The sequence below is a fragment of the Kineosporia succinea genome (assembly GCF_030811555.1).
Taxonomy (GTDB): Bacteria; Actinomycetota; Actinomycetes; order Actinomycetales; family Kineosporiaceae; genus Kineosporia; species Kineosporia succinea.
On record NZ_JAUSQZ010000001.1, the window covers coordinates 2,974,550 to 2,987,278 of the forward strand.

11 protein-coding genes are annotated in these 12,729 nt (G+C 71.2%); 5 read left to right on the forward strand and 6 right to left on the reverse strand.

Annotated elements, in window-relative coordinates; genetic code table 11:
* The first annotated feature begins 34 nt into the window (after positions 1–34).
* Positions 35–976, forward strand: a complete 942-nt coding sequence (locus J2S57_RS13025) for an exopolyphosphatase (protein WP_307242108.1) — start codon at positions 35–37, stop codon at positions 974–976.
* Positions 977–1,028: 52 nt separating this feature from the next.
* On the opposite strand, the gene J2S57_RS13030 is transcribed toward J2S57_RS13025, so the two are convergent.
* Entirely contained in the window at positions 1,029–1,940 is a 912-nt protein-coding gene (locus J2S57_RS13030) for an alpha/beta fold hydrolase (RefSeq protein WP_307242111.1), read from the reverse strand.
* 82 nt (positions 1,941–2,022) lie between these two features.
* On the opposite strand from J2S57_RS13030, the gene J2S57_RS13035 reads away from it, so the two are divergent.
* Positions 2,023–4,086, forward strand: coding sequence for a M3 family metallopeptidase (locus J2S57_RS13035; protein ID WP_307242113.1), 2,064 nt, complete (start codon positions 2,023–2,025; stop codon positions 4,084–4,086).
* Here the strand turns inward: J2S57_RS13035 and J2S57_RS13040 are convergent.
* Both J2S57_RS13040 and J2S57_RS13045 read right to left on the reverse strand, forming a co-directional pair.
* Positions 4,083–4,538 carry an NUDIX hydrolase gene (locus tag J2S57_RS13040; protein WP_307242115.1) on the reverse strand — a complete coding sequence of 152 codons (456 nt, stop codon included), beginning with the start codon at positions 4,536–4,538 and terminating at the stop codon, positions 4,083–4,085. The two genes, J2S57_RS13035 and J2S57_RS13040, sit on opposite strands and share 4 nt — an antisense overlap.
* 69 nt (positions 4,539–4,607) lie before the next feature.
* Positions 4,608–5,042 (reverse strand): organic hydroperoxide resistance protein, encoded by a 435-nt coding sequence (locus J2S57_RS13045; RefSeq protein WP_307242117.1) that lies wholly within the window; start codon positions 5,040–5,042, stop codon positions 4,608–4,610.
* Positions 5,043–5,160: 118 nt separating this feature from the next.
* On the opposite strand from J2S57_RS13045, the gene J2S57_RS13050 reads away from it, so the two are divergent.
* From J2S57_RS13050 to J2S57_RS13060, 3 genes are all read left to right on the forward strand, one after another.
* The gene (locus tag J2S57_RS13050; protein WP_307242119.1) at positions 5,161–7,632 is read left to right on the forward strand and encodes a LuxR C-terminal-related transcriptional regulator; all 2,472 of its coding nucleotides are present in this window, start codon (positions 5,161–5,163) and stop codon (positions 7,630–7,632) included.
* 126 nt (positions 7,633–7,758) lie between these two features.
* Entirely contained in the window at positions 7,759–8,244 is a 486-nt protein-coding gene (locus tag J2S57_RS13055; RefSeq protein WP_307242122.1) for a response regulator, read from the forward strand.
* Positions 8,213–9,697, forward strand: coding sequence for an ATP-binding response regulator (locus J2S57_RS13060; RefSeq protein WP_307242125.1), 1,485 nt, complete (start codon positions 8,213–8,215; stop codon positions 9,695–9,697). The genes J2S57_RS13055 and J2S57_RS13060 overlap by 32 nt, the downstream gene beginning before the upstream one ends.
* 65 nt (positions 9,698–9,762) lie before the next feature.
* Here J2S57_RS13060 and J2S57_RS13065 read toward each other — a convergent pair whose 3' ends face one another.
* Genes J2S57_RS13065 through J2S57_RS13075 form a run of 3 tightly spaced genes read right to left on the reverse strand, consistent with a single transcriptional unit; the run spans position 9,763 to position 12,680 of the window.
* Complete coding sequence (locus J2S57_RS13065; RefSeq protein ID WP_307242128.1) at positions 9,763–11,199, reverse strand: glycosyltransferase family 2 protein; 1,437 nt, start codon at positions 11,197–11,199, stop codon at positions 9,763–9,765.
* A 12-nt stretch (positions 11,200–11,211) separates the two neighbouring features.
* Positions 11,212–12,309 carry a HEAT repeat domain-containing protein gene (locus J2S57_RS13070; protein ID WP_307242131.1) on the reverse strand — a complete coding sequence of 366 codons (1,098 nt, stop codon included), beginning with the start codon at positions 12,307–12,309 and terminating at the stop codon, positions 11,212–11,214.
* Positions 12,306–12,680 carry a response regulator transcription factor gene (locus tag J2S57_RS13075; RefSeq protein WP_307242133.1) on the reverse strand — a complete coding sequence of 125 codons (375 nt, stop codon included), beginning with the start codon at positions 12,678–12,680 and terminating at the stop codon, positions 12,306–12,308. The genes J2S57_RS13070 and J2S57_RS13075 overlap by 4 nt, the downstream gene beginning before the upstream one ends.
* Between the last annotated feature and the right edge of the window lie 49 nt (positions 12,681–12,729).

A 12,729-nucleotide genomic window follows, 5' to 3' on the forward strand; every position in this document is an offset into this window, starting at 1 on the left:
CAGGCCCGTCCGGAACGCCGGGGAGGACACGGACATGTCGTCAGGAAAGTTCCGTCTGGTCACACGAAGCGACTTCGACGGTCTCGTCTGCGCGGTGCTGCTGCGCGCACTCGACATGATCGACGAGATCACCTTCGTGCACCCGAAAGACGTGCAGGACGGGCTGGTCGAGGTCACCGATCAGGACATCCTGACCAACCTGCCCTACGCCGCGCAGGCGCACCTGGTGTTCGACCACCACCACAGCGAGACGCTGCGGGTGGGCGGCACCCCGAAGAACCACGTGATCGTCGAGGAGGCGCCGTCCGCGGCCCGCGTGGTGTTCGACCACTACGGCGGCGCGAAGGCGTTCCCGATGGTCTCGGACGAGCTGATGCGGGCCGTCGACCAGGCCGACTCGGCCGACTACGCCCTCGGCGACATCCTCGAGCCGCAGGGCTGGGCGCTGCTGAACTTCCTCATGGACAGCCGCACCGGCCTGGGGCGCTTCCGTGACTTCCGGATCTCCAACTACCAGTTGATGATGCAGCTCATCGACAGCGTGCTGAACGAGGCCTCGGTCGCCGACATCCTGACCGAGCCCGACGTGGCCGAGCGGGTGACGTTGTTCCAGGAGCAGTCCGAGCTGTTCGTGGCCCAGTTGCAGCGGGTTTCGACCGTCCGGGGTGATCTGGTGGTGGTCGACCTGCGTGACGAGGAGATCATCCACGCCGGCAACCGTTTCATGATCTACGCGCTGTTCCCGCAGTGCCGGGTCTCGGTGCACGTGATCATGGGCAAGCAGGGCCGCAACACCGTTCTGGCGGTGGGAAAGTCGATCCTCGACCGCACCTCGCCCGTCGACATCGGCCAGCTGATGCTGCGTTACGGCGGCGGTGGGCACCACGCCGCGGGCACCTGTCAGGTGCCGCACGAGGACACCGAGCGGGTGCTGGCCGAGATCACGGCCGCGGTGAACGAGCCGGCCCACGTCTGAGAAGCCGATCGAGGACGCGGTGAGCACCCCCGCGGGGGTGCTCACCGCGTCCTCACGCCGGTTGGATCCACTCCAGAATGCGCTGCGACGTCCAGAGCGGCGCCTCGAGCATCGGCACGTGCCCGACACCGGTGGCCGGGTGGAAGGTCCAGTTCGGGTTGGCCGCGGCGGCGACCCGGGCCACCCGGAACGGCACCAGGCGGTCTTTCGTGCCGTGCAGCAGCAGCACCGGGGTCTGGATCGAGTGCAGCAGCCGGGCGTAGCGGCGCCGGCGGGCGACGGTGAACACGATCGAGCTGGCGGCCGCCTTGTAGTCGCGGGCGGTCTCCTCGACGAAGCCCCGGCGCGCGGCCAGGGCGAGGTGCACGTCGACCACCTCGTCGGTGACCTTCTCGGGGTCGTCGCAGCACAGGGTGATCATCGTCATCGCCTGCCGGTTGCGCGGGACCGGGCCGCGGCGGCGGGCCAGGGCCATGCGGACGCGCAGGGGGAGCATCCCCTCCAGGCCGGTGGCGACGAGCATGTGGTCGGGCAGCGCCGCGGTGAGGGGCAGCACCGGGTCGACGAGGGCCAGGTGACGCACGGCCTCCGGGTGCTCGGCGGCGACCAGCGAGCTGATCATGCCGCCCATCGAGTTGCCGACCAGGATCACCGGGTCGAGCGACAGCTGCCGCACGAAACGGTGCAGCAGATCGGCGTTCGCGCTGACGCTGGCCGGCCGGGGGCCCGCGGTGGTCAGGCCGAACCCGGCCAGGTCGACGGCGACGACGCGCAGCCGGTGGGTGAGCAGGGGGGCCAGCGCGGCCCAGTTCGCGTGCGAACCGCCGAGACCGTGCACGAGCACGGCCAGCGGGGCCCCGTCGGGTCCGCCATGATCGACGTAGTGCACCGGGCCGTCGGGCAGATCGAGCCATTTCGACTCCCCGGCGGGCCGGGTGCCTGGGCGCAGGGAGGTCTGGGTCATCAGATGTTTGTACCTCCGGCCCCACTGCTGAGCAAGCTTGTGTTCTCCAGGATTTTCAAGAGAGGCAACGTTCGTGACACCGATGAGTTCCCTCGATCCGGCGAATCCGTTCGCGCAGGCCAGTGATCTTCCCTACGGTCTGCCACCGTTCCGGCGCATCCGTGAGGAGCACTACCTTCCCGCGTTCCGTGTCGGCATGGCCGAGCAGCTTCGTGAGGTGCGGGCGATCGTCGACGACGCGACGCCGGTCACACCGGCCTCGGTGCTCGATCCGCTGGAGGCCTCGGGAGCGCTGCTGAGCCGGGTGTCCCGGGTCTTCGTCAACCTGGTGAGCTCCTCGATCACCGACGGCCTGCGCGAGATCGAGGCCGAGGTGAACCCGCTGCTGGCCGCCCACCGCGACCGGATCGTCATGGACGCCGGGCTGTTCGCGAAGATCAGCGAGCTGTACGCCCGGCGCGACGAGATCGCCGACGAGGAGACCCGGCGCCTGCTCATGCGCCACCACGACGACATGGTGCGGGCCGGTGCCGCTCTCTCGCCCGGCGACCAGGAGCGGCTGCGGGCCGTCAACCAGGACCTGGCGCAGCTGGCGGCGACCTTCCGCGAAGACCTGCGGTCCGACACCAACGACCTGGCCGTGCACCTCGACGACGTGTCCCGGCTCGAGGGTCTGCCGGCCGACGCGATCGCCGCCGCCAGGGCCGCGGCCCAGGGCCGGGGGCTGCGCGGTTACCTGCTCACGCTGATCCTGCCCACCGGCCAGCCCGCCCTGGCCGCGCTGAAAGACCGCCAGGTGCGCCAGGGGCTGCACCTGGCCTCGGTCTCGCGCGGCCGCCGGGACAACGCCTACGACACCCGGGCCACGCTGACCCGGCTGGTGACCCTGCGGGCGCAGCGGGCGGAGCTGCTCGGCTTCGAGAACCACGCCGCCTACGTGGTCGCCGACCAGACCGCGAAGACCGTCGACCAGGTCATGCAGCTGCTCACCGGCCTGGTCGGGCCGGCCGTGGAGAACGCCCGGCAGGAGCAGGAGGAGCTGACGCGGCGCCTGCACGCCGACGGCGTCGAGGGCGACCTGCAGCCCTGGGACTGGGCGTACTACTCGGAACTGGTCGCGCAGGAACGGTTCTCCCGCGACGCGAGCGTGCTGCGGCCCTACTTCGAGCTGAACTCGGTGCTGCGGGAGGGCGTGTTCGCGGCCGCCGGCGGCCTCTACGGCCTGCACTTCGTCAAGCGCGACGACCTGCACGCCTACGCCGACGACGTGGACGTGTACGAGGTGTTCGACGAGGCCGGCGCCGGGGTCGGGCTGGTGCTCACCGACTGGTACACCCGCGACTCCAAGCGCGGTGGGGCCTGGATGAACGCGTTCGCCGACCAGTCGCACCTGCTCTCGCAGGCCCCGGTGACCGTCATCAACCTCAACCTGGGGCGACCGCCGCAGGGGTCGCCGACGCTGCTGACGCTCGACGAGGTGCGCACCACGTTCCACGAGTTCGGGCACGTGCTGCACGGGCTGCTCTCGGACGTGCGCTACCCGACGCTCTCGGGCACCGAGGTGCCGCGTGACTGCGTGGAGTTCCCCTCGCAGGTCAACGAGATGTGGGCCTGGCAGCCGGAACTGCTGCGCCGCTACGCCCGGCACCACGAGACCGGCGAGGCGCTGCCGGCCGACACGCTCGACGCGGTGCTGTCCGCCCAGTCGCACGGGCAGGGGCAGCAGACGGTCGAGATGCTCGCCGCCTGCCTGCTCGACCAGGCCTGGCACCAGCGCCCGGCCTCCGCCCCGCAGATCACGCCGGAGCAGGTGGACGCGTTCGAGCAGCAGGTGCTGGCCGGTCACGGGCTGGACCTGCCCACCGTGCCGCCCCGCTACGGCACCACCTACTTCGAGCACATCTTCGGCAGCGACTACAGCGCCGGCTACTACTCCTACCTCTGGAGCGAGGTGCTCGACGCCGACACGGTGGAGTGGTTCCTCGCGGGCGGTGGTCTCGACCGCGCTCTGGGCCGCCGGTTCCGTGATCACGTGCTCTCCCGGGGTGGTGCGGTGGATCCGATGGCCGCCGTGGAGAAGGTGCTCGGCCGCCCGCCCCGGCTGGAGCCCCTGCTGGAGCGGCGCGGCCTGCTGCCGGTGGGTTAGAGCAGGTCGGCCAGACCGGCCGGGTAGACCGTCTCGGTGGTGGCGCGCAGTTCGTCGGCGGTCCACCACCGGGCGTCGGTCATCGTGTCCTTCTCGATCTCGGTCCAGCCGCTGCGGTCGAGGTCGGTGCCGGTCACGCTCTCGCCCAGAACGGCGCGGAAGAACACCTCGTGCTGCTCGTACGGGCGGTTCATGAACACGAATTCGATGCGGCGCTCGAGCACCACCGCGCCGAGGTCCCCGGTGACCACGAAGCCGGTCTCCTCGAACAGTTCCCGGGCCGCGGTCTGCGCGAGGGTCTCCCCGGCGTCGGCCCCGCCGCCGGGGGTGACCCACCAGCGCCCCTTCTCCGGTGCGCCCGGGTCGTTGCCCTCGAAGAGCAGCACCCGCCCGTCCGGATCGGTCAGGATGACGCGCGCGGCCCGCCGTACCTGGACGTCTTTCGTGATCATGCACTTCTCCCCGACACGTGCTCAAGAACTTCGGCCGTGATCATGCCCGGTCCGCCCCGACCGGCGCGATCAGTCCGGATCCCCGCCCACGAGCAGCACTTCCTGGCTGATGTTGCCGCGTGTGGCCCGCGAGTACGGGCACATCTGGTGGGCCTGCTCGAGCAGCCGCTGCGCGGTCTCGGCGTCGACCCCGCCGATCTGCGCCTCGATGCGGGCGGCCAGGTCGAGCCCGCTCTCCCGGCTGCCGAGCAGGCTGATCGTCACGGACACGGCCGAGTCGCTGATGTCGACCTTCTGCTGTCGTGCCGCCCCCTTGAGGGCACTGTGGAAGCAGGCCGCGTAACCGGTGGCGAAGAGCTGCTCCGGGTTGGTGCCCGGGCCGTCGTCGCCGCCCAGGCCGGCGGGCATCGAGAGCGACACGTCGACGCGTCCGTCGGTGGAGGCGGCCCGGCCCTCCCGGCCGCCCCACGCCGTCGACGTCGCGCTGTAAAGAGCTTCAGGCATCAGATCTTCCTTCGCCTCGGGCGTGATCATGGTCGAGAGCATCCTTTCGGTAGTTCGGGAATGCGGCACGTCCTGAAGTTCAGTCACTCTTTGTCATCATCCTGCTACGTTTTGTGGGGTGGGGGTGGACGTGCCGAGAGTGTGGCGCCACGACGACGGCGCAGTGCCGGACGACCGGGCCGATGGCTGGTGGTTCCGTGACGCTGTGCTGCGCCTGCCTGAGGTCCGGCCCGAGCGAGACGTGCTGGTGGTGGCCGCTCCTCCCGGCTCCGGTCGCGCGCGCCTGGTGCGGCAGTGGCTGCGGCGCTCCGGCGCTGCCTGGAGCTGGATCTCACCGGCTCCCGGTGACTCGCTCGCCGAGACGGGGCGCCCGCACGACGCGTTCGTCGTGATCGAGAACGCCCAGGTGCTGACGCCCGGCCAGCTGGCCGGCGTGATCGAGGCCGTTCCCGGGGCCGGGCGTCGCCTGGTGCTCCTGGGGCGTGGCGAGGTGCTGCCCCCGGCGCTCGCGGTGCGCCTGGCCGGCCGGCTCGCCGAGGTGCGGGGCGCCGACCTGTGGTGGCCCGCCGAGCGGGTGCCCGAGCAGGTGGCCGCCCTGACCGGCCTGATGGTGAACGCGTCGGTCGCCCACCGCCTCCACCTCGCCACCGGTGGGTGGCCCGCGGGGGTGCTGGCGCTGGCCCGCACCGCCGCCCCGCTGTCGGCCGAGGGGCACGTGCTCGCCCATCTGACCGCGGATCTCCTGCTCGGCGACCTTCCCGACGAGCTCGGCGATTTCGTGCTGCGCACCAGCCTGCTCCCCGGCGCCGACCTCGACCCCGAGCTCTGCGCCGCCCTGGCTCCCGGCGCCAGTCCGGCCCCACTGCTCGACGAGGCCCGCCGGTGGGGCCTGACCTCCGACGTCTGGCCGCAGACCGCGCCGGACGTCGTGGCCCGGCAGGTCTACCACCCCCTGGTCACGGCGGCGGCCCGGCACCGGCTGTCCCGGCGAGGGGCCGGTGACGCCGAGAACCTGCTCCGCGCCGGTGAGACCGTCGCCGCCCTCGGCCGGGGCCCGCTCGCCGCCGACCTCCTGCTGGCGGCCGGAGCCGCACCGAAGGTGCTCGAGCAGCTGAGACAGGCTGCGCCCCGGGGGTTCCGGGGCTGGGAGCCGGCCCACCTGCATCGCGTCGTCACCGCCCTGCCGGAGCCGTCGTGGTCGGGCGACCCGGAGCACCGCGCCCTGATCGCCTTCGCCGCGGCCATCGCCGGTGACCACCTCCTCGCCGCCGAGACGCTGGCGGTCTCCCCGGGCGTCAGCTGGTGGCCGGCCGTGAACGCGCTCATCGCCGGACTCGCCGGACGTTCGGAAAATGCCTACGGCGCAGTCCTTCCCGGCTTCTTCGGCCTGCCTGACAACGATGCCGCCCTGAACGTGCTCGCCGCCCAGGCCGCCGGATTCGCGGGCGACCAGGGCTCGGTCGCCCGGCGCCTGGCCGCCGCCCGCGAGACCCCGGGCCGGCCGCGCTACCTGCTGCTCACCGAAATCGGGGTGGAGGCCCTGGTCTCGGCCTGGGCCGGGGAGCTCTCCAGCGCCCAGCGCCTGGCCGACCGCGCGCACCGCCTCGCCGCCGAGGCCGGGCTGACCGGCCACCCGATGCTCGCGACCGCGGCGCTGGCCGAGGCCGAGGTGCTGCGCTCGCGCGGCGACGCCCCCGCGGCACTGCGGCTCATGACCGACGACGCAACCGATTTCGTGGTCGGCCCGGCCGGGGGAGCGGCCCCCGGCCAGGCCCGGCGGGTGCTGCGGGCCCGGCTCCGGCTCGACCTGGGCGACGTGCCCGCCGCCCGCGCCGAACTGGAACGACTGCGGGCCGAGGGGGACGAGCACCTGCCGCCCGCCCTTGCCGTGCGCCTCGCCCTGGCCCGGGCCCGGCTGGCCGAGCTCGACGGCGACCTGGCCGCGGCCCAGGCCGGGCTCGAGGCCGTGCCGCTGGTCCCGTCCGTGGCCTCGGCCCTGCTCTTCATCGCCCTGCAGCGCCAGGACCAGTCCGGCACCACCGCCCTGATGGCCCGCTGGCCGGCCGACGCCGGCCCCGAAGACCGGCTGCGCCGGATGCTGGCCGAGGCCGCCCAGGCGCTCGCCGGCGGACGCCGCGCGCAGGCGTCCGACCTGGTCAACGAGGCCCTGGTGGCGGCCGAGCCAGACGGTCACCTGCGGGTCTTCCTCGACCTGCCGGGCTCGCTGCGCACCCTGGTCTCGACCACCCTGCGCCGCTCGCCCGACGCCTCGCACTGGCGCCGCTCACTCGCCGCGCACCTCGACGACGCCGGGGCCGGTGACGAGACGGTGGCCGTGACCCGGCGCGAGCTGGTGGTGCTCGAGCAGCTCACCACCGACCTGACCCACGCCCAGATCGCCGCGGGCCTGTTCGTCTCCGAGAACACGCTCAAGTCGCACTGCCGCAACCTCTACCGCAAGCTCGGCGTGCACAGCCGGGAGGAGGCCGTGCGCATCGCACGCGTCCGGGGGTGGCTGGGGGCGTCATCCCGGGGTGAGAAGGTGCTCGACGTCAATATCACCCAGACGCCTGAGGTCATCGAACTGTGATCATCTGGGAGCATTCTCGCCGGACAGTGCCGGTGGGGGAATCGGTCGCGGGCCGGCCGGGCGGCTTGAGGGGGCGGTCAGAGTGATGAAAATGTGTGTGAGCAGACGCTTATCGGCGAGGGAGCGGTGAACGCGGCCCAGCATCAGGACTGGATCCTGCTGGTCGACGACTCCTCCGAAGACCGCGAACTGCTGCAGCACACGCTGCGGCGCAACAAGTTCCGGGGCCGGGTCGAAGAGGCCCGCGACGGCATCGAGGCCATCGACCGGCTCTGCTGCCGGGGCACCTGGGCCGGGGAAGACCCGAACGACCTGCCGCGCGCGGTCTTTCTCGACGTGAAGATGCCGAGGCTCAGCGGCGTCGAGGTGCTGCGCGAGCTCCGCTCCACGCCTCATCTGGCCGCGGTGCCGGTGGTGATGCTGACGTCCTCGGCCGAGGAACGCGACATCCTGGCCTGCTACTCGCTCGGCGCCAACAGCTATGTCGTCAAGCCCGTCGACATGGACGAATACTTCCGGTCGATCGCGGACGTCGGACGTTACTGGGTCGCCCTGAACCGAACCCCGACGGAGTACCCACGTGCCAACACCACTGCGCCTGCTGGTCGCTGAGGACTTCCCGCCGGACGCCGAGCTGATCCTCTCGGAGGTCCGGCGGGCCGGTTACGACCCGGTGGCCACCGTGGTCGACACCGCGGGCAAGTTCCTGCGCGCGCTCGACGACGAGCCCGAGGTCGTGATCTGCGACTACACGCTGCCCACGATGACGGCCCCCGACGCGCTGGCCATCTTGCAGGCCAAGAGCCCCGACCTTCCGCTGATCGTGGTCTCCGGCACGATGGACGAGGCCACCTGCGTGAACTCGCTGCGCCTGGGCGCGGCCGACTACCTGCTGAAAGACCGCCTGAGCAGGCTCGGCCCGGCGATCGACCACGCCCTGGCCCGGCGCGAGCTCGACCGGGTGGCGCGCGCGGCCGAGCAGCGCCGCGACGAGACCATGAACATCCTGCTCGGTCTGGTCGAGAACTCGGTCGCCGCGATCAGCGTGCAGAACCTGAGCGGCAACACGATGGTCAGCAACCGGCTCTACAACCAGCTCTCCACCGATCATCCGCCCCTGGCCAGCGCCGCCCCGATCCGCACCGCCGGGGTCGAGATCCTGCAGCGCCAGGAGTTGTTCACGGTCGACGGCGAGCAGCGCACCTTCCACGCCGTGCGGTACCCGGTGCGCGACGGCACCGACACGGTGTTCGCGGTCGGCTCGATCCTCGTCGACATCACCGAGCAGAAGCGGGTCGAGGCCGACCTGCGCCGGGCCCGCACCGAGCTCGAGGCCCGCAACGAGCAGCTCGACGTGGCCAACGCCGAGCTGCGTGAGGTCGACCGGCTGAAAACGGAATTCGTCGCCTCGGTGAGCCATGAGCTGCGCACCCCGCTGACCAGTATCCGCGGGTACGCCGAGCTGCTGCTCGACGAGGCCGAGGAGTCCGACACCCAGACCGCGAAGATGCTCGACATCATCGACCGCAACGCCCGGCGCCTGCTCAACCTGGTCGAAGACCTGCTGCTGCTCTCGAAGATCGACTCGCGCACGCTCACCCACGAGTTCGTCGAGGTCGACCTGGCCGACCTGGCCGAGGGGGCGCTGCTGGTGCTCAGGCCCAGTGCCGAGGCGGCCGGCGTCACGCTGCATCTGCGCTGCGAGGGCGAACTTCCGGTCCTCGGCGACCGTTCGCAGCTCGAGCGGGTGCTGCTGAACCTGCTGAGCAACGCCGTCAAATTTTCCCACGAGAGTGGGGACGTGGTGGTGCGGGGATCGATCGAGGGCGACGAGGTGGTGGTCGCGGTGGTCGACAGCGGTCTCGGTGTGTCCGCCGAGGAACTGCCCAAGCTGTTCAACCGCTTCTTCCGCTCGGCCAGCGACGCCGCGCACAAGATCCCCGGCACCGGGCTGGGCCTGGCCGTGGTGCGCGAGATCGTCGAGAACCACGGTGGCAGTGTCGGGATGGACTCGGTGCTCGGTGAGGGCAGCACGGTCACCGTGCGGATCCCGCGCCGCAGGTAACCGGACCTGACAACGGCAGACGCGACGGGCACCCGAGGTGCCCCGCCGCGTCCACCGTCGTTGGTTCAGCTCGCCGACGCACCGCTGGTTTCCTTGAACCCGACCCGGGGCATCTCACCCCAGGCGGCGTTCGACCCGCGGATGCCCGACCACAGGCCTCGCAGGCGCCAGAAGGCGTGCATCTGGCGGAACCCGAAGTTCTCCAGGAACGCGGCCACCAGCAGGATCCCGAGATCCTTCCAGCGCCGGTAGGTCTGGTACGACAGGTCGTCGACCACGATCGCGACCACCGAGAGCAGGATGCCGTAGCCGATCGCCACCAGGGCGTAGAGCACGGCCGCCTGCCAGTTCAGGATGCCGAAGGCGATGCCCAGCGGCAGGCAGATCAGGCCGAGGATCTCCACGATCGGCGTGAGCAGCTCGAACACCACGTAGTACGGCAGCACCAGCAGGCCCATCCGGCCGTAACGCGGGTTCGCGATCATCCCGCGGAAGCGCCACAGCACCTCGAGCAGGCCGTGCGACCAGCGCCGGCGCTGACGGCTCAGGATCTTCAGGTTCTCCGGCACCTCGGTCCAGCACACCGGGTGCGGCACGAAGACGATCCGGTAGCTCTGCTTCTCCTGGCGCAGCCGGTGGTGCAGGCTGTTGACCAGGTCGGCGTCCTCGGCCAGCGAGTCCGCGGTCAGGCCGCCGATCTGCTGCACCAGGTCGCGGCGGAACAGGCCGAACGCCCCCGAGATGATCATCAGGCCGTTGAAGGCCGACCAGCCGACGCGGCCCAGCAGGAACGAGCGCAGGTACTCCACCACCTGGATGCGGGGTGCCCAGGCCTTGGGGAGACGCTTCTCGAGGATCATGCCGCGCTCGGTCGGGCAGCCGTTGATCGGCCGGATGGCGCCACCGGTGGCGGCGACGTGCTCCGGGTCGTCGACGAACGGCCGCACCACGTGCATCAGCGCGTCCTTCTCCAGCACCGAGTCCGCGTCGATCATGCAGACCAGCGGATAGCGCGAGTACTCCAGGGCGACGTTCAGGGCGTCACCGCGGCGCCGGGCGTTCTCCTTGCGGATGACCACGATCTGGCCGTCCCGCGAGATGTGCACGGAGTTGACCTGGCCGACCGTCTCGACCACGCCGGCTGCGACCCGGGTGCTGGGCTGGAGCTCGAACTCCTGCTGCAGCACGTCGAAAGTGCCGTCGGTGGAACCGTCGTCGACGATCACCACCTCGAGCTGCGGGTACCGCAGGTCGAGGATCGAGTGCACGCTCGACACGATCGACGGTTCCTCGTTGTAGGCGGGCACGAGGACCGACACACCGGGCGTCAGCGGATTGGCGAACAGGTCTTCCAGCGCCGTCTCCGACGACATCCGCTGGGCGCGCCGCTGCGCCCGGGCGGCGATCAGCACGATCAGCAGGTACAGCGAGTTGAGCGCCAGGAAGTAGATGATGACGAACGAGTTGAATCCGATCACCGCGGATTCGAGGAAATCTCTCACGGGGGCCTCCTCCTACAGGGAGATCAGCGGCGTCGTGTCCGTGGCGATCGAGTTCCTCGCGAGGACCTCCCGCGCCGCGTCACCGCCCTCGGCGTCCCGCTGCGCGATCTCGCGCAGCCGGTCCAGGCCGGTCTCACCGAACGGCACCAGGGCCATGGCGGCGGCCACCCGGACGGTCGGGTGAGGATGTGCCACCGCCTGCTCCAGTTCGGGAACCGTGGCCGGGTCGGCGATCCGGCCGAGTGCGGTGCAGACAGCGGCGAGGACCTCGGTGTCCTCCTCGGTGCGCAGCATCGCGGTCAGGTCGTCGACCGAGCCGGGCATGCTCAGACGGCCCAGGGCGTGGGTGGCGCCCAGCCGGACCGACAGGCTCGGGTCGACCCGCATACGGGTCTGCAGTCCGGCGACGGCGGGATAGACGCCCAGCACGCCGAGGACCTCGGTGGCGATGGTCCGCACCTCCACCGACTCCGCCTCGAGCGCCCGGATGAGCGGCTCGGTGGCGTCGGTGCCGATGCGCAGCAGGGCCATGGTCACGGGGTGCGGAGGGATCGGGTGCTTGACGCCCTCCTCCGAGTCCAGGTGCTCCAGCAGGGCCGCGCCCGCCTCCCCGGTGCCGATCCGGCCCAGGGCCCGCACGGCGGCGAGCCGCACGTCGGTGTTGCGGTCGCCGAGCAGCTTGGCCGCCTCCGGGATCCCCTCGCTGACCCCGGCCGCGCCCAGCAGCTCCACGGCCCGGTACCGGCGCACCGGACGGCGGGAAGCCGTTCCCTGCCGGGCCTCTTCGATGGTGCCGCGCCGGCGCAGGATGTCGACCAGCATGCTCCGGTCGGCGCCCCGGAGCTTCGGCAGCAGACCGGCCACCAGCTCCTCGAACGACGTGGTGACGCCGCGGTACCCGATGAGCATGTCCGCGAGGTCGTGCGCGTCGCCGTCCTCCCAGGTCGCCAGGTACCGCATCATCACCGGCCGCAGGAGCGCGAGCTCCTCCTCGTGCCGGCGGGCCCGGCGCTCGCGCCGGGCCTTCAGCAGGGCCGTGCTCAGCGAGAGAACGATGATGACGGCCAGGTTGAGAGTGGCGGCGATCAGGAGGATCGCCTCGGTCCTCATCGTGGTGTCCGAGCCAACAGCGCGTCGATCCGGCTGGACAGCTCGCGCGGACTGAAGGGTTTGATCACGTAGTCGTTGCCGCCGGCGGCGAAACCGCGCTGCACGTCCGACTCCTGGGCCTTGGCGGTCAGGAAGAGCACCGGGGTGTCCGCCATCGACGGGTCCTTGCGGAGCTCGAGGCAGACCTCGATGCCGCTCATCCGCGGCATCATCCAGTCCAGCACCACGACGTCCGGGCGGACGTCCATGATGGCGGCCAGACCGGCTTCGCCGTCGGCCTCGGCGGTCACCGTGTGACCGGCCGCGGACAGCTTGAATTCCAGCAGACCCCGGATGTCGGAGTCGTCGTCCACAACGACGATGCTGCTCATGGTGGGCTCCTCGGTCGAGCGACGGTTTCCGCCGGCAGGCTCTGATTGC